The 22,701-nt window shown below is 45.3% G+C and carries 18 protein-coding genes; 15 read left to right on the top strand and 3 right to left on the bottom strand.

Features of this window, described 5'->3' with window-relative positions:
- Positions 1-43: 43 nt before the first annotated feature.
- From groL to xylE, 3 genes are all read left to right on the top strand, one after another.
- Entirely contained in the window at positions 44-1,684 is a 1,641-nt protein-coding gene (groL, locus tag FA954_RS13140) for a chaperonin GroEL (RefSeq protein WP_037998290.1), read from the top strand.
- Between the two features lie 261 nt (positions 1,685-1,945).
- Positions 1,946-3,271: a xylose isomerase gene (gene xylA, locus FA954_RS13135; protein ID WP_037998292.1), complete on the top strand. Its 1,326-nt coding sequence runs from the start codon at positions 1,946-1,948 to the stop codon at positions 3,269-3,271.
- An 87-nt stretch (positions 3,272-3,358) separates the two neighbouring features.
- Complete coding sequence (gene xylE / locus FA954_RS13130) at positions 3,359-4,786, top strand: D-xylose transporter XylE (RefSeq protein WP_037998304.1); 1,428 nt, start codon at positions 3,359-3,361, stop codon at positions 4,784-4,786.
- Positions 4,787-4,878: 92 nt separating this feature from the next.
- Here xylE and FA954_RS13125 read toward each other — a convergent pair whose 3' ends face one another.
- Positions 4,879-5,970: a glycosyltransferase family 2 protein gene (locus tag FA954_RS13125; RefSeq protein ID WP_175413216.1), complete on the bottom strand. Its 1,092-nt coding sequence runs from the start codon at positions 5,968-5,970 to the stop codon at positions 4,879-4,881.
- 32 nt (positions 5,971-6,002) lie between these two features.
- Entirely contained in the window at positions 6,003-8,534 is a 2,532-nt protein-coding gene (locus FA954_RS13120) for a polysaccharide deacetylase family protein (RefSeq protein ID WP_138615190.1), read from the bottom strand.
- 455 nt (positions 8,535-8,989) lie between these two features.
- Between FA954_RS13120 and FA954_RS13115 the strand changes: the two genes are divergently transcribed.
- On the top strand, positions 8,990-10,012 hold the full coding sequence (locus FA954_RS13115) for a murein hydrolase activator EnvC family protein (protein ID WP_062843372.1): 1,023 nt from the start codon (positions 8,990-8,992) through the stop codon (positions 10,010-10,012).
- Positions 10,013-10,041: 29 nt separating this feature from the next.
- Here the strand turns inward: FA954_RS13115 and FA954_RS13110 are convergent, their stop codons facing one another.
- On the bottom strand, positions 10,042-11,001 hold the full coding sequence (locus FA954_RS13110) for a phosphotransferase enzyme family protein (protein ID WP_062843371.1): 960 nt from the start codon (positions 10,999-11,001) through the stop codon (positions 10,042-10,044).
- 225 nt (positions 11,002-11,226) lie between these two features.
- Between FA954_RS13110 and FA954_RS13105 the strand changes: the two genes are divergently transcribed.
- The 11 genes from FA954_RS13105 (at position 11,227) to FA954_RS13055 (ending at position 22,695) form a co-directional block, all read left to right on the top strand.
- Complete coding sequence (locus FA954_RS13105) at positions 11,227-12,126, top strand: cation diffusion facilitator family transporter (RefSeq protein ID WP_062843370.1); 900 nt, start codon at positions 11,227-11,229, stop codon at positions 12,124-12,126.
- A 121-nt stretch (positions 12,127-12,247) separates the two neighbouring features.
- Complete coding sequence (locus FA954_RS13100) at positions 12,248-13,861, top strand: thiamine pyrophosphate-binding protein (RefSeq protein WP_170151266.1); 1,614 nt, start codon at positions 12,248-12,250, stop codon at positions 13,859-13,861.
- Positions 13,862-14,042: 181 nt separating this feature from the next.
- Positions 14,043-15,506, top strand: a complete 1,464-nt coding sequence (putP, locus tag FA954_RS13095; protein ID WP_037996364.1) for a sodium/proline symporter PutP — start codon at positions 14,043-14,045, stop codon at positions 15,504-15,506.
- Positions 15,507-15,830: 324 nt separating this feature from the next.
- The gene (locus FA954_RS13090; RefSeq protein ID WP_138615189.1) at positions 15,831-17,429 is read left to right on the top strand and encodes a hypothetical protein; all 1,599 of its coding nucleotides are present in this window, start codon (positions 15,831-15,833) and stop codon (positions 17,427-17,429) included.
- A 41-nt stretch (positions 17,430-17,470) separates the two neighbouring features.
- The gene (locus FA954_RS13085) at positions 17,471-17,992 is read left to right on the top strand and encodes a hypothetical protein (protein ID WP_121873905.1); all 522 of its coding nucleotides are present in this window, start codon (positions 17,471-17,473) and stop codon (positions 17,990-17,992) included.
- 391 nt (positions 17,993-18,383) lie between these two features.
- The gene (locus tag FA954_RS13080) at positions 18,384-18,929 is read left to right on the top strand and encodes a hypothetical protein (RefSeq protein ID WP_037996374.1); all 546 of its coding nucleotides are present in this window, start codon (positions 18,384-18,386) and stop codon (positions 18,927-18,929) included.
- Between the two features lie 401 nt (positions 18,930-19,330).
- On the top strand, positions 19,331-19,762 hold the full coding sequence (locus tag FA954_RS13075) for a tetratricopeptide repeat protein (RefSeq protein WP_037996376.1): 432 nt from the start codon (positions 19,331-19,333) through the stop codon (positions 19,760-19,762).
- Between the two features lie 117 nt (positions 19,763-19,879).
- Complete coding sequence (locus FA954_RS13070; protein ID WP_037996378.1) at positions 19,880-21,124, top strand: hypothetical protein; 1,245 nt, start codon at positions 19,880-19,882, stop codon at positions 21,122-21,124.
- Between the two features lie 38 nt (positions 21,125-21,162).
- On the top strand, positions 21,163-21,723 hold the full coding sequence (locus tag FA954_RS13065; RefSeq protein WP_037996379.1) for a hypothetical protein: 561 nt from the start codon (positions 21,163-21,165) through the stop codon (positions 21,721-21,723).
- 298 nt (positions 21,724-22,021) lie between these two features.
- Complete coding sequence (locus FA954_RS13060; protein WP_037996381.1) at positions 22,022-22,486, top strand: hypothetical protein; 465 nt, start codon at positions 22,022-22,024, stop codon at positions 22,484-22,486.
- 71 nt (positions 22,487-22,557) lie between these two features.
- On the top strand, positions 22,558-22,695 hold the full coding sequence (locus FA954_RS13055; protein ID WP_231564618.1) for a CdiA family toxin C-terminal domain-containing protein: 138 nt from the start codon (positions 22,558-22,560) through the stop codon (positions 22,693-22,695).
- The last annotated feature ends 6 nt before the right edge of the window (positions 22,696-22,701 follow it).

The raw sequence follows: 22,701 nt of genomic DNA, 5'->3' as shown, positions 1-22,701 counted from the left end.
GATATAAAAATTTCACTTACATATGGAAAGGGGACGGTGAGTCATGGCAAAAGAAATTCAATTCAGCGAAGAAGCCCGTCGTGCAATGCTGCGCGGAGTGGACGCACTGGCGAATGCGGTAAAAGTAACCCTCGGACCGAAAGGCCGCAACGTGGTGTTGGAAAGAAAATTCGGTTCTCCTTTGATTACAAATGACGGTGTAACCATTGCAAAAGAAATCGAATTGGAAGATCCTTTTGAAAACATGGGTGCACAGTTGGTGAAAGAAGTAGCAACCAAAACCAACGACGTTGCCGGAGACGGTACCACCACAGCCACCGTTTTGGCACAAGCCATCATCCGTGAAGGATTGAAAAACGTAGCTGCCGGTGCAAACCCGATGATTCTCCGCAAAGGGATCGAAAAAGCGGTTAAAAAAGCCGTTGAACAAATTCATGAAATTGCAAAACCGATCGAAGGAAAAGACTCCATTGCCCAAGTTGCAGCTATTTCTGCTAACGATGAAGAAATCGGTAAATTGATTGCCGAAGCCATGGAAAAAGTGGGTAAAGACGGCGTCATCACCGTGGAAGAGTCCAAAGGATTCGCCACCGAACTCGAAGTGGTGGAAGGGATGCAATTCGACCGCGGTTACATTTCTCCTTACATGGTAACCGACACCGACAAAATGGAAGCTGTTTTGGATGAGCCGTACATCCTCATCACCGACAAAAAAATCAGCAGCATCCAAGAAATCCTGCCGATCCTGGAAAAAGTGGTACAACAAGGCAAACAATTGTTAATCATTGCCGAAGACATGGAAGGGGAAGCATTGGCCACCCTCGTTGTGAACAAATTGCGTGGAACGTTCACCGCTGTGGCTGTAAAAGCTCCCGGATTTGGTGACCGCCGCAAAGCAATGCTCGATGACATTGCCATCTTGACCGGTGGGCAACGCATTTCCGAAGAATTGGGTCTCGACCTGAAATCCGTCGGACTCGAAGTGCTCGGCCGTGCCCGCCAAGTACGCGTCAACAAAGACGACACCATCATCGTTGACGGTTACGGTGAACCCAGTGCCATCCAATCCCGTGTAAACCAAATCCGTCAACAACTCGAAGAAACCACTTCCGAGTTTGATAAAGAAAAACTGCAAGAACGTCTGGCCAAACTGGCTGGCGGTGTGGCCGTCATCAAAGTCGGTGCTGCAACCGAAACCGAACTCAAAGAGAAAAAATTGCGCATTGAAGACGCGCTCAACTCCACCCGTGCCGCTGTGGAAGAAGGAATTGTTGCCGGTGGGGGAACCGCGCTTGTTAATGTGATCAATGTTGTGGGAGATCTGGAAAGCTCCTTGCCGATTGGCGACGAAAAAACCGGTGTTTCCATCATCAAACGTGCACTGGAAGAGCCGGTACGCCAAATCGCTTTCAACGCCGGATTGGAAGGTTCCGTCATCGTGGAACGTCTGAAAAAAGAAGAAGCCGGAATCGGATTCAACGCTGCAAGCGGCGAATGGGTCGACATGATCCAAGCTGGTGTTGTGGATCCGGCGAAAGTAACCCGTTCCGCACTGCAAAATGCAGCATCCGTTGCTGCCATGTTCCTCACCACGGAAGCCGTTGTGGCTGACAAACCGGAAGAACAAAAAGACAGCGGTTCTCCGGACATGGGAGGAATGGGCGGAATGGGCGGCATGATGTAATCAAGCCCTGAAGCCCGTTGATCTGAAAAAGAGGCCTCCATTCATTGAATGGAAGGCCTCTTTTTCTATCCGTTTTTTGACATGAATAGTTTAACCGATGAATAAAGTCGACAAGAAATATCTGGTGTGTATAACGGAATATCTTTGTTTAGATGAGTATTTTATATTGACAACGTTTTCATTTTGCGATTAACTTAATTTAAAGAATAAACAAAGTTTGAAGTTTTTTCCCATCGCAGATCATGAAAGGAGAAGAGGTAGATGAGCTTTTTCCCCAATATTGAAAAAATCCGGTATGAGGGTCCGGGGTCATCCAATCCTTTTGCATTCAAGCACTACAATCCGGAGGAAAAAGTCGGCGGCAAAACCATGGAAGAGATCTTGCGGTTCAGTGTGGCTTATTGGCATACCTTTACCGAAGATTTATCCGATCCGTTCGGGAGCGGAACGGCGCTCAGGCCATGGGACCGGTATCAGGGGCTGGATTTGGCCAAAGCGAGGGTGGAAGCGGCCTTTGAATTTTTTGAAAAACTGGGGGTTCCTTATTTCTGCTTCCATGATGTGGATATCGCGCCGGAAGGAAGCAATTTAAGAGAGACCAATCGAAATCTGGATATCATTGTGTCGATGATTAAGGATTACATGAAAGACAGCAAGGTTAAATTGCTGTGGAACACCGTGAACAACTTTACGCACCCGCGTTTCGTGCACGGGGCGGCCTCTTCCAACCAGGCGGATGTGTTTGCCTATGCAGCAGCCAAAGTGAAAAAAGGGTTGGAAATTGCCAAAGAGCTGGAAGCGGAAAATTATGTGTTTTGGGGCGGGCGCGAAGGATATGAAACGCTTTTGAATACCGACATGAAGCTGGAGTTGGACAATTTGGCCCGTTTCTTCCGCATGGCGGTGGATTATGCCAAAGAAATCGGCTTTGAAGGGCAGTTGTTGCTGGAGCCGAAACCCAAAGAGCCGACCTCGCACCAATATGATTTTGATGCGGCCAGTTGCTATGCGTTTTTGCAACATTATGACCTTCAAGATGATTTCAAATTAAATATCGAAGCCAACCATGCCACCCTTGCCGGCCACACCTTTGAACATGAACTGCGCTATGCACGGATTCACGGCTTGCTGGGGTCTGTGGATGCCAACCAGGGGCATCCTCTGTTGGGTTGGGATACCGATGAATTTCCGTCGGATTTGTATGCAACAACCCTGGCCATGTATGAAATTCTGAAAAATGGTGGCTTGAAGCCGGGCGGATTGAACTTTGACGCCAAAGTGCGCCGTGGTTCGTTCGAACCGGATGATTTATTCCTGGCCCATATCGTCGGAATGGACAGCTTTGCCGTGGGGCTCAAAGTGGCACAAAAATTGATTGATGATCAAGTGCTGGATGGATGGATCGAAAAACGGTACGCGAGTTATCGGGATGGAATCGGAAAAGAGATTGTCGAAGGGAAAGTCGATTTTCACAAATTGGAGGAATATGCGCTGGGCTTAAACGAAATCCGGAATGAATCCGGGCGGCTGGAACAGATCAAAGCCACCATCAACCAATACTTGTTAAATATTGTTGCCCAAAGGTAAAGCAGGAGGTTTCTTCCGGTGAATGCCTTGACAAAGAGAGGAGGCGGAGGGCCGGCCCCCGAAAAGGGGGCTTGTTCCTCAAAACGGATGAAGGATGGCACGCATCGCTTTTATATTTTATCGCTTACTTTGACCGCGGCATTGGGAGGACTTTTGTTCGGATATGACACGGCTGTCATCTCCGGGGCGGAGCAAGCCATTGAAGTATACCTGATCCAAAGTCTCGGGCTTGGTTCATTCGTCCACGGGTTAACCGTGTCATCCGCATTGATTGGTTGCATCCTTGGCGCCATGATTTCCGGATGGATTTCCAATTCCATCGGACGCAAAAATGCATTGTTGGTATCGGCTGTTTTATTTATCTTGTCGGCTTTGGGGTCCGCGTATCCGGAGTTCTTGTTTTTCCAAGCGGGGGAGCCCACGATGGGATTGCTGTGGATGTTTAACTTCTACCGGATTCTTGGCGGGGTCGGGGTTGGAATCGCATCTGCCGCTTCACCGACGTATATCGGGGAAATCGCCCCTGCATCCGTCCGGGGAAGGCTTGTTTCTTACTACCAATTTGCCATTATTTTCGGGCAATTGGTGGTATACATTGTGAACTGGATGATTGCCAGCGGCCATTCGATGGAGTGGATTGTCGACCGTGGCTGGAGGTACATGATGGCATCCGAACTGGTTCCGGCCACCCTGTTTTTGGTTTTATTGTTTTTTGTTCCGGAAACTCCGAGGTTCCTGGCTTCCAAAAGCCGCAGGGATCAGGCGTTTGGCATCTTAAAGAAAATCTATGGCTCCAAAGACCGGGCGCAGGGAATTTTGGCGGAAATCGAAGCGTCGTTGCGCCAAAAAGTGAAAGCCGGCCGGCTGTTTTCCTACGGGAAGCTTGTGATTGCCGTGGGGGTTTTGCTTTCGGTTTTCCAGCAATTCGTCGGAATCAATGTGGCGCTCTATTATGCCCCGCGCATTTTTGAAAGCATGGGTGCCGGCCAAAATGCCTCCATGGTCCAAACCGTGGTCATGGGGACTGTCAATGTCATTTTCACCATCGTGGCCATTCAAACGGTGGACAAATGGGGAAGAAAACCTTTGCTGATTACCGGTTCAATCGGAATGGCCGCAGGCATGTTCGGAATGGCGGCGTTTGCATCACTCCAATGGTTCGGCATCTGGGCATTGTTTTTCATGGTATTTTACACCGCGTCGTTTATGATGTCTTGGGGACCGGTTTGCTGGGTGATGTTGTCTGAAATTTTCCCAAACAAAATCCGGGGGCAGGCCATGGCGGTGGCCGTTGCCGCACAATGGCTGGCCAATTTCTTCATTTCTTCGACTTATCCGGCCATGATGGAATTCAGTGGTGCGTTCACTTATGGTTTTTACGGAACCATGAGCGTACTGTCCGCGCTGTTTATCTGGAAGATGGTTCCGGAAACCAAAGGAAAAACACTGGAGCAGATGGAAGCATTGTGGAAAAAAGAAAAGCAAAGTCCGGCAGGCAAAGCGGACACCGTTTAAAAACCTCCGTTTTCGGAGGTTTTTTTTGTGTTTGTTGAAATGAAACAAAAAACTCTCCTGATCCAAGTGGCCAGGAGAGTTTTTGATGCTCATTATCCGGTCCGTTTGACGGGCTCTTTCATTTCCAGCTGCACATTTCCGTTCCGGTTCAGTTTGTTCCAACCGACTGAGACGCCTTTTAATGCATAGTAGAACGAACGGAGGACGACGTAAGACATGAGTTGCCGGTAGACAAACCGCTGGATAAACAGCCATTTCAACGGTTTGGGGCTTTCCTTTTCCAATTGGAAGGCGAAATAAGCCGCCAAAAGGTCAAACAGCAGGAATCCGGCATAAAACATCATGGTGGTGACGGCGTGTTCCGTAAACAAACTCAACAGGCAGAGCAAGTCGACAAACAGCGAGAAAGTTTGCACCCCGTATTGAAAGATCCACATATTGGGGAGGGAAACAAATCCCAGTGCTTTTTGCTCTCTGGAGAAAAGAGCGCCCCGGTGTTTCCACAAACATTGCAACGTTCCGTAAATCCAGCGGGTCCGCTGTTTGATGAGGCTTTTTAAGTCTTCGGGCGCTTCGGTGTAAGCAAGCGCGCGCACTTCGAACTCCACTTTGTAGCCGTGGCGTAACAGGGTGATGGTGATGTCGGTGTCCTCCGCCAAGGTGTCATGCTGGAAATAACCGACTTCTTCGACGGCTTTTTTGCGCCAAGCACCGATGGCTCCCGGAACGACCGGGATGCAGTTCAAATCGTCAAAAGCCCTCCGTTCCAAGTTAAAGCCCGTGATATATTCCACATGTTGCCACAGCGTGATCAGGTTCCGGACGTTTCCCACTTTGACGTTCCCGGAAACTGCCGCCACCTTTTCATCCTGGAAGTGCCGGACCAAAAGCGGGATGGTGTCTTCCGTAATCAGGGTGTCGGCATCAATCGACACAATGATTTCCCCTTTGGCCAGACGGTATCCCCGGTTGATGGCCGTTGTTTTTCCGCTGTTGGGCTGGGTGATCACCCGGACTCTGGGATCATGGTAAAACTCCTGTTTGATCACCGCTTCGGTCCGGTCGGTGGATCCGTCATTGACGATGATCACTTCCAACTGGTCGTAACGGCTTTTCAATACTGAATGGATGGTTTTGTTAATCACTTTTTCCTCGTTGTAAGCGGCGATCACCACGCTGACCATCGGATGGAAATCGACGAGTTCCGCTCCCCGGTTCAGCCATTTGACCCGCCTTTTGAATTTGATCCGTGCCGGAAGGAGAAATACATCAAAAAGGCGACCCGGACAAACCCGATGCCGATGCCCGCATAGATGAGAAAGGTGAAGCTGTGTTGAAACAATCCCCATACGGTATACACGGCTTTGACAAACGGCATGTAAATCTTTTCTTCCGGCTGGATGGAAGGCATGGCTTCCTCCCGCGTTTTTCCGGTCAACTCGCTGACGGTGACAAATTGATACCCTTCTTTTTTCAGGGTTTCAATCAAGCCGGGCAGTGCACGGACCGTTGCCGAGCGGTCCCCGCCGGCATCGTGCATGAGCGCGATATGTCCCAGATTCAACTGGGATAAAACGCGTTTTTGGATTTGTTCGCTGGGGGGGTTTTGCCAGTCGAACGTTTCGATGTTTTTGCTGATCATCGTATATCCGTATCCGCTTCCCCGCACCATGGCCCGGATTTCATCCAAGGTTTGCGGTTCCGACTCCACTTGATAGGGAGGGCGGAACGTGGTCATGGTGTGGTCGGTAAAGGCTTGGAACAACCGTTGGGTTGCATGCAACTCCAGCTGCACGCGCAACGGATGGACTTGTCCCAAATGAGGGTGAAAGTACGTATGGTTGCCGACCTCGTGCCCTTCCTCATACAACCGTTCCACCAGATCCGGGTGTAACACGGCATTTCTGCCGGTAATGTAAAAAGAAGCTTTGACGTTGTGCTCTTTTAAAATGTCCAGGATTTTCCCGGTATAGGTGCCGTCGGGACCGTCATCAAACGTGAGTGCGATTTTCTTCCCGTCCACTGAGCCAAACCGCTGAATCAGAAGCGGGGAAGACGGGTGACGGTAGTCGACGGATTGGATCCATTTTTCGTTTTGCATGGTGATATCACGGGTTCCCTTTTTTTCGGTGTCCGCGACAGACAATATTTCCCCGTTGCCGATGTATTCAGGAATGGGGCTGGAGATTTGCTTGATGTCGGCCAAGGCATCGGGATCCCGGTTGATCAACGGCCAAATCGCTTGGTCTTCCGAACCCAGCCGCCAAAAGGCAATTCCCTCGGCGCCATATTGCCGGATCAGGCGCAATTGATTGTAAAAGGCCGGCGCATCCAAAAACCAGACAATGTGTTCTTCATTTCCTTTTTTGTAACGCAGGGTGGGATTGTTGCTTGCCCGGTCCCATTCAATATTTAAATTATGCTGTCGGGCCAGCAACATGACTTGGTCGAAAGTCAAGGATTCAGCTGGCGTTTGCTTTCCAACCGTCCAGTCGTATCCGTAAGTCCCCAGACTGATGATCCGTTTGGAAGGAGGAACCGGCAAATTCTCCAGGGATTGTTTCACCCAGTCAAAGGAGGCAACCGGCCCCGGAGACCCTTCTTTATGATGTTCTTCATGCAAAATGACATCCAGATAATCGGCATATTTGGACAGCGCGAGGAGATCATAAGCTGGATCGCGAATCGGGACGCTGTGGATCACCTTGAGCCCGTCCTGATGAAAGGCAAAAGACAGTTCTTTGATGAATTGGGTAAACCGCAGTTTGTCTTCAGCCCGGACCTTTTCAAAATAAATGTTGATCCCGGCATAACCGTGTTTTTTTACGTCCTGGCGCAGATTTTCGATCAATGCGGCGCGCTTTTGCGGCGAGGCCAGCAGGCGCCGGACCGCCGGTTCGTCCCACTCTTGACCGGAAAAATTATTCAGTCTTGGAATGATTTTGACATGATGTTTCTCAGCCAGCTTGTCCACATTCTCGTCCCGTTTGATGTCCAGCGTCAAATCGGGGGTGAGCGAATACCACTCCGGAATCAGCACGTCGATGTCTTTGATGTGCCCCAGTGTGTTCAAATCAAACCAGCCTTTGGAATCCCAAGGGACGTAATAGGCATAAGTTGTGAAATCTTTTGCTTCTTGTGTTCCGATTTCCCCGGGGAACACAGGCGATTCGCCGTCGGAAGACACGTCATTCCGTTCAGCCGGCTGAATGGAAGATTTCGCCCATGAGTTTGAATAGAGCGGAGGAACGACCGGATGATCATACAGGCTGATCCCGAATACGGCCAGGCTGACCAAGGAAAGAAGGCTTAAAATCAGGAAAGCCCGCTTTAAAAATCTCCACCTTCTGCCCCGGTCATGGAAGACAAACATTTTTTCTTCATTGGACAGCGTCCGGATATGTACGTCTTTGTAAAGAAAGAGAAAGATCCCGTGGCATACAAGCAAAAACAGGGCGCCGGTCAAGAGATAAAGAATGGTTTTATCCGCGGTGGGAAAAAACCGGTCCATCCCCATCCGGTACACCGCCACATGCAGAAGCGGATATAAAAGCGAAACACAAATTCCCACACAGACCGCCAACAGATTCAGACGAAAGACCAGGCTGAGGATGAGTCCGATGATCCATGCCGTGTGTCCGATCGGCAGGATCCCGAGCAATACACCGAGTGTTCCGCCGGCGGCTCTTTTCTGATACGAACCGACAAAAAACAAGGAAAAGATGATATTGGCAATTTTTCGTCTCATTTTGCAATACCTCTTCAGGTGTCTTTCATGAAGTTGGTAAAGAATGAATGGTTTTGCAGGTTTTCCGTTTTTTAAAAATAAAATTATATTTCATTTAGCAATCCTACGTTTATATTCGAATTAAAATATTGGATTAAGTGCAACTTTTCTCTTGTTCAAAGGATCGACACAATCGCCGGGAAATTCACCAGTGAGCTTGCTTTGAAGGAGGTCATGAACCGGAAGGGGCTTTGACAAAGATTGGATTAAAAGATATCCTTGATCTGTCAAAGAGTTAGAGTTTCTGGAAAGAGAATAAGATTCTGTCATGGATGGATCTGGTAAAAAATACTTGAAAAAGGACAGATTGGTATCACTAATCTGTTATAAATTTTGGTAATTGGTGTTTGGATTATTTTTGCTAAAATAGTAGAATAGTAAAAGCTTCAAAAACTGAGAATAAAGAGGAGAGACAGATGGTCAGGAAGCTGCTTTCCATTTTACTTACGGCCTGTATCCTGTCCGCATCCTTCATCACCGGTGCCCAACAGGTGAATGCGGAGTCCGGAAAAAAAGAACTGGAAGAAGTGCGTGACCAACAGAAGAAGTCGGAAAGCGAAATCGAAAAAATTCAGGACATGAAGGTAGAGACCCAGAAAGAATTGGCGAAAGTGGAACAAGAAATCACCCAATTGGACCAACAAATCGGTGAGATCAACAAGAAAATCGAAGCCAATCAAACGTACTTGGAAAAGCATGAAAAGTCGTTCGGGGAAAACTTGAGACGCATGTATCTACAGGGGGACGGGACGCATTTGGCTCACCTGTTCACTGTGGATTCGTTCTCCAAATTTTTGGAACGGTTTGAAGTGATGCGCATTCTCATGAAAGAACAGGCCAACGAACTCAATGTTTTTGTGAAGGCAAAAATGGATCTGGAAAAAAACAAAAAAGAGTTGGAAGAGAAAAAGAAAGCCCAATCTGAACTTTTGGAACAATCGGAAGCAAAAGTAAAAGAAATCGAGGCGCAACTTCAAAAACACCGGGAAGAATTGAACAAGCTGGAAGCCAAGGAAAAAGAGCTGATGCAAAAATACGCCGGTTCTGGCGGGGGAGGCGGAATCCTTGCCTTTCCAAGCACGCGCGGAACGGTTTATTGGAACTTCTCCCAAAACCGCGGGACACACATGCACGCGGGAATTGACATTCCCCGTCCGGTGGGGACACCGATTTACGCCGCAGAATCCGGCGTGGTTCAATCGATTAAATCGAACCCCGGTGGGTACGGAATTTACGTGATCATTAATCATGGCAACGGATTGAGCACCCTTTATGCCCATATGTACCGTTACCAAGTAAATGTCAGTGTCGGACAGCGCGTTTCCAGAGGGCAACAAATTGCCGCCGTCGGGAACAACGGGCGGTCGACCGGCCCGCACTTGCACTTTGAGGTACATAAAAACGGGACGCCTGTCAATCCGAGGAACTACATTCAATAAAAAAAAGCCACCCGGCGAGGTGGCTTTTTTTATTCCGTTCGGACCAAAAATTGCCGTTTTTCCAACCGGCTTTTCAAACGAAGGAGTTGTTCCTTTTGCCAGTGGTTCAATTTTTCGGTCGGAATCAAGGTGAGAAGGGAAATATACAAGAAAAACAGCCGGTATTCCAAGAAAAAGTTCACTTGTTCCTGCCAGCCGTCTTCCAGATGGTGTTCCAAAAAATATCCTTCCATCAATGAGTGGAGGAACGAATCTTTCAGTGTTTCATGATTTTTTTCGGGAAACCCTTCCAATGCGTGGAAAAGAAGGGTGGCAATCTCGTATGTAAAGAAATGGTGTTTTATGTGCTTGAAGTCAAACAAAATCACCTGATCATGCGGATCGACCAAAAAACCTCCGGGCTGAAAATCATTGTGGATCAAACCGTAAGATTGGCTGTTTTTGGGGAAGGAGCGGACCTTTTGCAAAAATAAACTGAAGCGGTCGGCGATCCAGCCGTCCACAAAAGAGAAGTCCCGGTAAAAGATCTCTCCTTCGTTCCATTCTTCATATGCCGGGATGGCGGCCCGTTGCGTAAACCGGGATGACAGCGAATGGATCTTTCCCATCGTTTGTCCGATCCGGCGCAGCAATCGGGGGTTCCATACATACGGATTGGATGCATGGATTTTTTCTCCTTTTTCCTTTTTATAAGATATGATGCAGCAGGGGATGGGCAATCGAATGATCGTTTCAACGGGCCGGCCGTTTTCCGACAAGACGGGTTCCGGCAGCCGGACGCCGTTGGACCGGAGATAAGAGATCCATTGCTGTTCCAGATTCAATTGGCCTTCGTCTTTTCGGGCAATTGGAATTAGTTTTAAGATGAACCGTTCCCCGTCCCGCTCATACTCATAGACATTTTCATGAAATCCACCCAGGAACCGGAGTGAATCTGCATTTCCCTGAAATTTGCGACATGCTTCTTGTACGATTTCTTTTTTCCACATACCAATAACCCACCTATCTCCATTCAGTCAATACTGTCTCCATCATACCATTTGTCAACGGGAAAGTTCTATCAAAGCCTGGTGACAATCGGGCAATTTGGACGCATCCAAAAAAGATGAGGGATGTCAGTTTTTCTTGCCAAGGCAAAAAACGTTGCTCTGGACGAAAAGCCGGTTTGCCTTTTATGATAAGAATGCTTAGGCAGGGAAAAGGAGTGGAGAAATTTGTTGAATTTATCCGGACCGGACCCAAGGAGTGCCCAAAAAGGGGCATGGCTCAGCATGGCCGCCTACTTGGTTTTGTCTCTTTTGAAATGTTGGACGGGGTTACATATCCAATCGGAAGCGATGTTTGCGGACGGATTGAACAATGTTTCCGATTTGTTGCTTTCCTTTGCCATCCTGATCGGATTAAAAGTTTCACAGCAACCGGCAGACCATAACCATCCGTTTGGCCATCGCAAGGCGGAAACCATTGCCACCCTGGTGGCGGCTTCGTTCATGGTGTTGGTGGCGGTGGAAATTTGGGTGCGTGCGCTTCAGGCCCTGTGGCGTCCGCCACAAAATGAGGCGCATCCGTGGGCCTTTGCCGTGTCGATCGGTTCGGCGCTGATCATGTTCGGCGTGTCGTATGTCAATTTTTCGTTGAGCAAAAAAACCGGCAGCCAAGCCTTGGAAGCCGCCGCCTGTGACAACCGGTCCGATGGATTGGTCAGTCTCGGGACAGCGGTGGGCATGGCGGGAGCTTATTGGGGCTGGCATTGGATGGACCCGCTTCTGGCGGTGGTGGTCGGAGGTATGATTTTTAAAACCGGTTGGGAGATCGGCCGCCCGGCCGTTGACGAACTGATGGACGGATTTGATCAAGAGAAGCTGGAGAAAATCGAACAACAGGTGCTAAAGATCAGCGGAATTGACCAGGTCCGGGAACTCCGGGCACGCTATCACGGTCCGTATGTTTTCGTGGAAATCACGATCGCAGTGAATCCTTTTTTGTCAGTGGAAGAAAGCCATGAGATCACGGAAAAGGTGGAAAAACAGTTAATCGGCTTTGACAACATCCGCCATGTGCATGTTCATGTGGAACCGGCCGGCGAGTTGAAAAAATGTATCCGATCGCTCTGACAACCCCCATGATCCAACGCAAGGTGACCAACCGGTCATCTTTTTTTGTTGCAGGCTTTCGGGATAAAGGGTTCTGAAAATGGAAATAAATGGGGTTAAAAAGTGTTGAAGGATGATCGGGATGGAAGACAGAACCGTTGCCAAACATTTGTTGGATCAGTTGACAGAATGGGGATGCGAGCGCATCTACGGGGTGATCGGCGATGCAAATTTGGAGTTGTTGGATGAACTGGCCAAACAAGACCGGATCCGTTATATCGCTTGTCGCCATGAGACGGCCGCCGCTTTGATGGCTTCCGCCGAAGCGAAACTGACCGGAAAGCTGGCGGTGTGCATGGCCACCAGCGGCCCGGGGATCGCATTGCTCATAAACGGGTTGGCCGATGCTTATTTTGACCGTGCACCGGTATTGGCGGTGACCGGCCAAGTGGCGACGAAAAACATGGGCACGGGAAGCCATCAGGAAATCGACCAACAACGTTTGGTTCAACCCGTTGTGCAATATTCGGCAACGACGGTGAACCCTGAAGCTTTTCCCACCCAACTCAATCTGGCGGCAAAAACTGCATTGGCCAGAGGCACCGTGGCGCATTTGAGCATTCCCAAAGATCTGTGGAAACAAACCGTCCGGTCCCGCCTGTTTCCATTGCCACCTCCGGATCCGTCAGTGATTGCTTACCAGGAGGAGTACCAAACGGTGCTGAAGCTCTTGGAGCAGGCCGGGCGGCCTGTATTGCTTGCAGGCAGGGGAATCCGAAATGTGCGGGAGGAAGTGGTCCGGTTGGCGGAAAAATTGACGGCTCCCATCATTACCACTATGCCGGCCAAATCCTGCGTCCCCAATGATCATCCTTTGTTTGTCGGCGGTTTGGGGCAAGGCGGATCGGAAGCTTCCACCCAACTTTTGCATGAGGCGGATTTGTGCCTCATTCTGGGAGCGACGTGGTGGCCGGAGGATTACGTGCCCCAGGATCTTCCCGTGATCCAAGTGGACAGTGTTTCGGAAAACATCGGGCGGACCCATGTCCCGAAAGCTGCACTGGTTGAGAACCTCGGCTCGCTTCTCCCGGAACTGGTGAACGATGTCTCCACGAATTCCAATCCGGAGTGGGAGCAAACGATTCAGGAGAAAAAAGCGGCGTGGGATCTGAAAGTGGCCGGCGAAATCCAACAAATTCAATCGCCGTTGGCCCCGCAGCGCGTTCTTTACGCCATCAATCAACAGGTGGATCCAGATGCCGTGATTTCCGTGGATACGGGGGATCACACCCTATGGTTTGAACGGGTTTTTCATTTTGCGGAACAAGAGATTTTGCTGTCCGGCAAGTGGAGAACGTTGGGATTTGCTTTGCCGGCGGCCATTGCCGCCAAATTATGCGCCCCCGGCCGGCAATCGGTCGCCATTGCCGGGGACGGCGGAATCTTGCAAACCATTGCCGAGTTGAACACGGCGGTGAACCAGCAGTTGGCGCTGACCGTCTTTGTGCTGAAAAATCAGGCATATGCCATGGAGCGAAACAAAATGCTCGCCGAAGGGCTGGAAACGCTCGGCGCCGAACTTGCCCACATCGACTTGTCCACGGTTGCCGTCGGACTGGGGGCAAAGGCTTACCGGGTGGAGACCGAAGCGGAGTTGGAACCGGTCATTCAACAGGCTCTCTCCGAACCTTGTGTCACCTTGGTGGAAATCGTATGCGAAGCCAAAACGGTGCCACATACCAAAATCGGGAAATAGGATGGAACAAATTGGGGCGAAATGCACAAATGTTGACGAAATGTCACAAATATGACATACTGTTGCATTAAAGAAAAGTATTTATATGTGAAATTGCTTTGGCGGTACCGCTGAACCTTTTTCTTCGGACTTTTCTTTGAGATTGAAAACGCTCACAAATCTAATTCCAGGGGGAGCTTGGATGAATGCAGGTGTCATTGTCTCATTAAGCATTTATATGATTGGCATGTTGGTAATTGGTTATTTTGCTTACCGCCGGACACAAGATTTGTCGGACTACATGTTGGGCGGGAGAAACCTGGGGCCGGCGGTCACCGCGTTGAGTGCCGGGGCATCGGACATGAGCGGATGGTTGTTGATGGGATTGCCGGGCGCCATGTACGCCGCCGGGCTGAGCAGCGGCTGGATTGTGGTCGGACTGACGTTGGGGGCATATCTGAACTGGCTTTATGTGGCACCCCGTCTTCGGACTTATACGGAAATTGCAAATAATTCCATCACGATTCCGGACTATTTCGAAAACCGCTTTCAGGATTCCTCGCGGGTTCTCAGAATCGTCTCTGCGCTGGTAATTTTTATCTTTTTTACCTTTTATACCTCATCGGGCATGGTTTCCGGCGGCGAATTGTTCAAAACCGCATTTGGCATGGATTATGCGTGGGGCGTCTGGTTAACTGCCAGCGTCGTCATTTTGTACACCTTGTTTGGGGGATTCCTGGCGGTCAGCTGGACGGACTTTGTGCAAGGAACCATTATGTTTATCGCCCTCATTCTGGTGCCGCTGGTGACCCTGTTTGAAATCGGGGGATGGGGAACCACCGTTTCGGAAATCAAATCCATTGATCCGGCGTTGCTGGATGCGTTCAGAGGAACGAGCGTCATTGGCATTTTGTCTTTCCTGGCCTGGGGATTGGGTTATTTTGGACAACCCCACATCATCGTCCGCTTTATGGCCATCACTTCGGTCAAGGAAATGAAAAGTGCCCGCCGGATCGGAATGGGCTGGATGATTTTCTCCATCGTTGGAGCGATGTTTACCGGATTGCTCGGCATCGCCTACTTTCATCAAAGCGCACAAAATCTGGCCAATCCGGAAACCGTGTTTATCGTTTTGTCGGACGTATTGTTCCATCCCCTGATTTTCGGTTTCATGCTGGCGGCCATTTTGGCGGCAGTGATGAGCACCATTTCTTCGCAATTGCTGGTGACCGCCAGTGCGTTGACCGAAGACTTTTATAAAGCGTTTATGCGCCGTTCGGCATCGGATAAAGAACTGGTGCTGGTGGGACGGATTTCCCTGTTGATTGTCGCCTTGATCGCTTTGTATCTGGCCTTGAATCCGAACGAAACCATTTTGAATCTGGTCGGATATGCCTGGGCCGGATTCGGTTCAGCGTTTGGCCCCGTGGTATTGTTGAGCTTGTATTGGAAACGGATGAACAAGTGGGGGGCCTTGGCCGGAATGATCACCGGGGCGGTTACGGTCATCATTTGGGAACAAATTGAAGCTTTTGCAGAAGTTTACGAAATGATTCCCGGATTTATCGCTTGTACCATTGCCATCATCGTGGTCAGTCTGCTCACCGCCAAACCTTCCGCGAAAGTCTTGGAAGAATTTGATCAAGCCGTCAAACAATCCGGATGACGTCCGTATCCCAAAAAGCCGTTCTCATGTTGAGGCGGCTTTTTTGCTTTTTTAGAATCGCATTGGCCATTCATTCCCTTCCCGTCGGGAATATGCTGGACATACGTCTCGATCCCTAACTTCCGGGTTTTGGATTGCCTGGCTCTTGAAGAGATATACCCTCCACTTGAAATCTTCTGTCATTCCTTCTGATCAATTTGCAATATTTTAAAAAAATGACAACCCCTTGAAGACCGAATATATTCGGTATCCTTCTAATGTTACATAAAAATTGAAGGGAACCAAAGATCAACAACGAAAAGGTTTCACGGGAGGTTTGACAGCGTGAACAGGTTTTTGCGCTCGTTTTTTGTCCTTCTGATTCTGTTGGCCGGGTCATTCGCATTGGTTGGCGGCACGGGTTATGCCGAACCCGGGGGATTTGATGTTCCCAAGGTGAATGAAGATTTTGATCAGTTTGAACACACTCCCGCGCCGCAAAAGCAACAACCGATCCATAACACAGAAGTACAGGCCGAAGAAAAAGGATTCTGGGACAAGACGACCGAATTTTTCAAAGACGGCTGGGAGTGGGTCAGCGAGAAAGGTTCAGAGTTCATCCATTGGACCAAGGAAAAAGTAGCGGATTTCTTGGAAGCATTTGAGAAAATCTTGTCCTTGTTAACGTCGGTTGTGATTGTGGTCGGCAGCTTCTTTAAAGGATTGGGTAAAGCCCTTTGGGATGCCCTCAAAGGGATCGCCGATATCATAGCACATCCCATTGAAACATTAAAAAATTTGTTTCATGCGATTGCCCATCCGATTGATACCATCAAAGCAATTTGGCAATCCATTTCCGAATCGTTTATACGTGATGTGATCCACGGGGATGCCAAAAGCCGTGCAGAATGGTTTGGTTATGCGCTTGGAGAAATTGTCTTGGCTGTGGTGGGAACCAAAGGTGCGGACAAAGTCGGCAAAATGGCAAGGGCAAGCAAATTGGCGAGAAAAGGAAGCGGTTTGCTTGAAAAACTGCCCGCCCCCGTACAAAAAGTGTTTACCAAAGACTTTTGGAAAAATGCAGCCAGCACTCTTTCCCGAAAGTTAAATATCAATTGGAAGAACGCGGCAATTACCGGTGTAACCGGAACGGCTCTCACAGTAATTGGATACTTTGGAATCCCCAAAATTGCCCCTGCGGCTATGAAGGTATACAAAAAGCTGGATTGCCTGGTTTATGAACAACCGGCAGACAGCTATGTGGCCATGATGCTGTTGCCTAATGGCGGGCATTGTGAAAGTGGCGGGGGTAACCAAACTATAAACTTAGCCCAAAGAAATGATTTAATCAAAAATACTCCTTTGCCTAATCAAAATACGAACCAATCCTATCAAGAATACTTTGAAAAAATTCTTGGCAAAAAACAAAACAGTGTAACGGGGAAAGACTTGGCATTGCCAGATTCCTTAGTGAATATACCTGGAGATCAATTGAGAAAATGGATGGAAGACGGAAGAATCAGGGCTGCAAATCCACATGATCTGGATAATTATTTGAAGAATTTCAAAAATATCACCGTTCAAGTTGATAGTAATATATTTATTTCTTTAGACAAAAATGCAATGAAACATATATTGGAAAGTCATCATCCAAAGTACTTTAATCCAAAAGTAAGAACAACTAGAAGTGGGGACTATAAAGATACTACTCTATTGCCAAGTAAAATGTCAGAAAAAGACGTCGAAGATGTGCTAACAATGATTATTATACAAGAAAAAGAAAATATTCGTAAAAACGCAAGAAAACCATATAATTTTCAGGTAGGTAAAATAAATGCAATTGAAGTTGATGGTATTCAATATGTAGTAGGCTTTAAAGATAATATTTATTCCAATGGGAAAGCAATCCGTCGAGTCGGCCAATTCTACCCTAAAGTAAAATAATATATAACTACTATTTCTCAATTTTTAAGGAGATGTTTTTAATGTTTGAGGTTCATTCTTATATTTATTTACCCATAGACGCTCCAGATCTGGATGTACCTGATGAAATTGAAGTTACTGAAACAAGTTTAATAAGAAAAATCGATCCTTATCTTGATCATAATTATTTAGATGGTCATATAGAATTAAATTATTATCAAGAACCTATTTTATCAAAAAAACAATTTGATCTTATTGATCAGCTTTGGGCGGAACTTATTGATTTAACTTTAAGGGCTATTTACGATAAAGAAAGTAAAGGGTATTTTCCGGATCGTCCACTAGAAATGGAAATGAAAATATTGCAAAAGGGGATTGTTTTATTTTTGTTAGAGGAGAAAAAATGGTATTTGCCCAAAAGGGATTTTTTCCTGACAATTATTGATGGAGGGATTGATTTTTTTAAACATATGAATTTGGGGCTGTCTAAAGAAAATGCCATCCGATATGGGTATGCCAAAACATATAAAGAATGTTTCACAGCAAGGTCAATTATATTGGATTATTTAAAAAAGAATGTGTAGAAGTGAAATCAGAAAGAAAACAATTCCTGTGAGTCATTCCTAAGCAGCCTGTAGACAGCAGGCTGCTTTTTATATGTAACATTTTCATACAGATAAAAACATACACGAAACAGCTGAGATGATTACCTACCAAATATTTGGCTGATTGCTAAAGAATGTCCCACAAGAAATTTTTGATTTTGCTAGAGAAAGAAGTATAACGATTAGAGATGAAAAAGGGAATATATTTGAACCAGATGATCCTAGACAAGGTTGGTCAAGAATATATGATAAAAATGATAACATGTTGGCGCAGTTTAGAACGAAAAATGATGGCAGTGTAAATATAGATGTTTGGATGAACGGAGTTTATGAAGATATTCATTTCAAACCATAGTATGGGGTGAGAAGAGTGAAGTATCATGTGTATGATTTAGAGGTTAACAAAGCATATGTTAAAGAACTGTGCGAAGCAAACAAAATCGATATATACTTGATTGTGGAACGTTGCTACCGTCGTTACAAAGATACATATTATTGTACGAAAGTGTATTTAAAAACAGATCAAGGCCAATGTTTTCACATTGAAGGAATAACTGAGAATTTCGGTGCGTTTAAGGATGAAGAGTTTAGTATCATTATCGAAAAAGGATGGCCTGACTTTGAGATACATGAGAAGGAAAATGGGAAATCAATCATTTTCAGGGATGAAAATTTGGAGGATACTTCCAAATTGTTTTTATTTGATACGTTTATCAATGAAGAAGGTTCATCCATCGAGGTAAAGCGTTCAACAGAAGAGTTCTTGAACATTTATCCGGTGAAAGTGGATAAAGGATTATTATTTACAAGAAATGATGAATCCATATTTATTGGTTTGGATTACGCTCCATTAGTCATCATGGCCACCAAAGATCCGGAATATATTAATGAACTGAAAAAGTGGTGGGATGAATGAGCTGAATCAAAGATTTTTGATTAGGCATGTTCTGTTTGACTTGGAGGCAGTGCTAAAGAGGCACTGTCTTTCTTATATCGAATAGAATTGTCTCTTTAATTAATTTTCTAATATTAATTTAAAGGGATGATTTTCAGAAGAAGGTAAGATGCCTGAAATCGCTTGGAATCATTATGTTACAGTTAAGAATATAATTTCTTCGTGGTCTCAATTATAAAAAGGGTGAGAGAAATGAATAGTTTTGAATAGATTTATAGAAACTATTAAAGAAAAGGAGCATTGTATCGACAACATTTTTGTATTGACGGATTTTATTAAATGCCTAAACTCTTTTAAAGATAAAGAGGGTTATGGAGAAGAGGGTAATTTAATCCATCAATTGCTTAAGAAAGGCCGTCGAAGTGAAACCGGACTGTTTGGAAGCCCTTTTGATTTTGATGCGAATGCAGGATTACATTTATCGTGAGGTTGATGAAGATGTATACAAATTACTTCGTCATTATCAGCCAAGGGGTCGTGAGGAGCAATCGTTGATTGAGTTTGCCAAAGCGTGGTATTTTGAAGGAAAAAAGATGGATGAAGAATATGCCCATCATTTAGAAAAATCGATTTCAGCTTATCCAAAATATGTGTTGAATCATATTTCATTAGGGAAATACTATTTGAAAAAAAATCAAAAAGAAAAAGCCAAATCGCATTATTTAAAAGGAAAGAAAAATGTCCGGCAGATCTATCGGGTGAATGGTGTCCGGATCCTCTTGTATCCGATTATCATGAATTTATTAATGAAAAAATTAAGGGGATTCATTTATCATCTGGAACTTATGATTTGATAAAAGAACGGGTTCAATCGATGTAATCAATAAATAAAATCTTGAGTTATTTTAATCAACAGGTGACAGTGCTGGATAGCACTGTCTTTTTCATGTGTTCAGCCAAGGAGATGATATTTGGCGGATTGCCTTGCCGGCAGCTTCTTTAAAGGATTGGGTAAAGCCCTTTGGGATGCCCTCAAAGGGATCGCCGATATCATAGCACATCCCATTGAAACATTAAAAAATTTGTTTCATGCGATTGCCCATCCGATTGATACCATCAAAGCAATTTGGCAATCCATTTCCGAATCGTTTATACGTGATGTGATCCACGGGGATGCCAAAAGCCGTGCAGAATGGTTTGGTTATGCGCTTGGAGAAATTGTCTTGGCTGTGGTGGGAACCAAAGGTGCGGACAAAGTCGGCAAAATGGCAAGGGCAAGCAAATTGGCGAGAAAAGGAAGTGGTTTGCTTGAAAAACTGCCCGCCCCCGTACAAAAAGTGTTTACCAAAGACTTTTGGAAAAATGCAGCCAGCACTCTTTCCCGAAAGTTAAATATCAATTGGAAGAACGCGGCAATTACCGGTGTAACCGGAACGGCTCTCACAGTAATTGGATACTTTGGAATCCCCAAAATTGCCCCTGCGGCCATGAAAGTATACAAAAAGCTGGATTGCCTGGTTTATGAACAACCGGCAGACAGCTATGTGGCCATGATGCTGTTGCCTAGAGGGAGTTGTGAACGAGGCAGGAGTAACCAAATTACAAACATAGCCCAAAGAAATGATTTAATCAAAAATACTCCTTTGCCTAATCAAAATACGAACCAATCCTATCAAGAATACTTTGAAAAAATTCTTGGCAAAAAACAAAACAGTGTAACGGGGAAAGACTTGGCATTGCCAGATTCCTTAGTGAATATACCTGGAGATCAATTGAGAAAATGGATGGAAGACGGAAGAATCAGGGTTGCAAATCCACATGATCTGGATAATTATTTGAAGAATTTCAAAAATATCACCGTTCAAGTTGATAGTAATATATTTATTTCTTTAGACAAAAATGCAATGAAACATATATTGGAAAGTCATCATCCAAAGTACTTTAATCCAAATGTAAGGAAAAACAAAAGCCAAAATACCTTATTTCCAAGCAGAATGACAGCCGAGGATGTTGAAGAGATACTAAACAAGATTATCAAGCAAGAAAAAGAAATTATTAGTCAAAATGCTAAAAAAAGATCACAATTTCAATTAGGTATAAATGAAGAAATAAGTATCGATGGGGTTAAATATGTAGTAGGTTTTGTAAGAGAAATTAATAATTCGAATGGAAGAATAATTCGTTTAGTTGGTCAATTATATCCAAAAGTAGAATAAAAATTATAATGATATCTTGGTATAAGGAGTTGGGTTTTATGTTCAAAGTCCGATCTTATATCTTTGTACCGGAAAACATCCCGGATCCAGATATATTAGAATCAAAAGGAATTATAGTAGTTCCTTCATTAAAGGAAAAAGCCATTGAGGTCACAAACACGGATTTGTTGAAGAAATTAGATCCTTATCTGGACCATCGTTATTTAGAGGGTTACATTGAATTAAGCTATTATGATGAACCTGTTCTATCAGAATATTATTCGGATTTAATTGATCAACTTTGGGATTATCTTCTCAATTTAACCTTAGAGGCTATTGAACATAAAGAAAGTACATATTACTTTCCGGATCAGCCGGTAAGAATGAATTTGAAAATATTGCAAAAAGGGTTTGTTTTATTTTCAATTGAGGATAAAAATTGGTGTTTACCTAAAAAAGAATTTTTTCTCGCATTGGTTCAAGGTTGTACGGAATTTTATAAACAGATGATTTTAGGTTTATCTAAAGAAACAGTAACTCGCTATGCTTATGACAAAGGTTATGAACAAGCCGAAGAAGATCGCTCAGTCATCTTGGATTATTTAAAAAAGAATGTGTAGAAGTGAAATCAGAAAGAAAACAATTCCTGTGATTCATTCCTAAGCAGCCTGTAATAGCGGGCTGCTTTTTGTATGTAACATTTTTATGCAGATAAAGGCTTTGTGAGTAAAATCAAGGTAGTACATGTTAGATAATAAGGAAGTTAAAGTAATATGGGAATTCCTGCATGTATTTTAATGCCAAGGGTGGAATATACCCCTGAAAAACTTTTGGCTGATGCGGTTGTTTCTTCGTTTCGTGCCAATTTAGGCTTTTATTGCAGTAATACGAAGAGGTATAAATAAGGGTGATTAATTTATGGAAAAAGTATTTGAAGATTACTTTTCGGAGTTACAGGGTGAAATAGTGGCTATTTGTGCAGAGTATGCAGATTATAAAGCAGATGGGATTTATATTTACTGCTCTTATGAAGATAAAATGTATTCATTTAACGTGTTTTATAAAATGAACGGGAAGGTGGTTCATAAACACCGGTTAAACGAAACATTGGAAGAGGGACAACGTGAAAGGTTTGATGTTTCAAGAGAAAGACAAAGGAGTATGCTTAAAATCGGACTGGGTTATTTAGAGGAGATTCACAAGAAGTGTCAAGAATTTAACAGAGATATGCCAACTGAAATCAAAATTCATTATAATGCTAAAGAGAATAAACTTCGAGCAAGATATCAGTATGATCCAGTCTGGTCTGATACCAAAGAGCTAGCTCCACCAGATATTTTTATTTCTTGGTTTGAGGAAGTGAAGAAAGCAAATCAAAGGTGATTCTTTATTGAAGAAGGTTTGACTGTTTATGATCCTAAAATTTATCGGATATTCTATGGGGAAAAGAAGCCATGGCTGAAGGATTATCTAATAAAAGAATTAAAGGAAGAACAGTCGAAGGATATAGCAATAATGGAATGAAATTTGTTGGTTATCTGGATGATCAGGGGAAAATAAAAAATTTTTATCCAGTGTTTGTTGAGGAGTAATGAGAA

The sequence above is a fragment of the Thermoactinomyces vulgaris genome, from assembly GCF_005886755.1.
Lineage (GTDB): Bacteria > Bacillota > Bacilli > Thermoactinomycetales > Thermoactinomycetaceae > Thermoactinomyces > Thermoactinomyces vulgaris.
Note: the sequence above shows the minus strand (reverse complement) of the source record. Positions and strands in the feature narration are given on the sequence as shown.

Coding starts and splice junctions, on each gene's coding strand:
- putP (WP_037996364.1), top strand. CDS start 14,043: ATGAATGCAGGTGTCATTGTCTCATTAAGCATTTATATGATTGGCATG.
- xylA (WP_037998292.1), top strand. CDS start 1,946: ATGAGCTTTTTCCCCAATATTGAAAAAATCCGGTATGAGGGTCCGGGG.
- groL (WP_037998290.1), top strand. CDS start 44: ATGGCAAAAGAAATTCAATTCAGCGAAGAAGCCCGTCGTGCAATGCTG.
- FA954_RS13085 (WP_121873905.1), top strand. CDS start 17,471: ATGTTTGAGGTTCATTCTTATATTTATTTACCCATAGACGCTCCAGAT.
- FA954_RS13120 (WP_138615190.1), bottom strand. CDS start 8,534: ATGAGACGAAAAATTGCCAATATCATCTTTTCCTTGTTTTTTGTCGGT.
- FA954_RS13100 (WP_170151266.1), top strand. CDS start 12,248: ATGGAAGACAGAACCGTTGCCAAACATTTGTTGGATCAGTTGACAGAA.
- FA954_RS13060 (WP_037996381.1), top strand. CDS start 22,022: ATGGAAAAAGTATTTGAAGATTACTTTTCGGAGTTACAGGGTGAAATA.
- FA954_RS13125 (WP_175413216.1), bottom strand. CDS start 5,970: ATGGTCAGCGTGGTGATCGCCGCTTACAACGAGGAAAAAGTGATTAAC.
- xylE (WP_037998304.1), top strand. CDS start 3,359: ATGAAGGATGGCACGCATCGCTTTTATATTTTATCGCTTACTTTGACC.
- FA954_RS13065 (WP_037996379.1), top strand. CDS start 21,163: ATGTTCAAAGTCCGATCTTATATCTTTGTACCGGAAAACATCCCGGAT.
- FA954_RS13110 (WP_062843371.1), bottom strand. CDS start 11,001: ATGTGGAAAAAAGAAATCGTACAAGAAGCATGTCGCAAATTTCAGGGA.
- FA954_RS13115 (WP_062843372.1), top strand. CDS start 8,990: ATGGTCAGGAAGCTGCTTTCCATTTTACTTACGGCCTGTATCCTGTCC.
- FA954_RS13055 (WP_231564618.1), top strand. CDS start 22,558: ATGGCTGAAGGATTATCTAATAAAAGAATTAAAGGAAGAACAGTCGAA.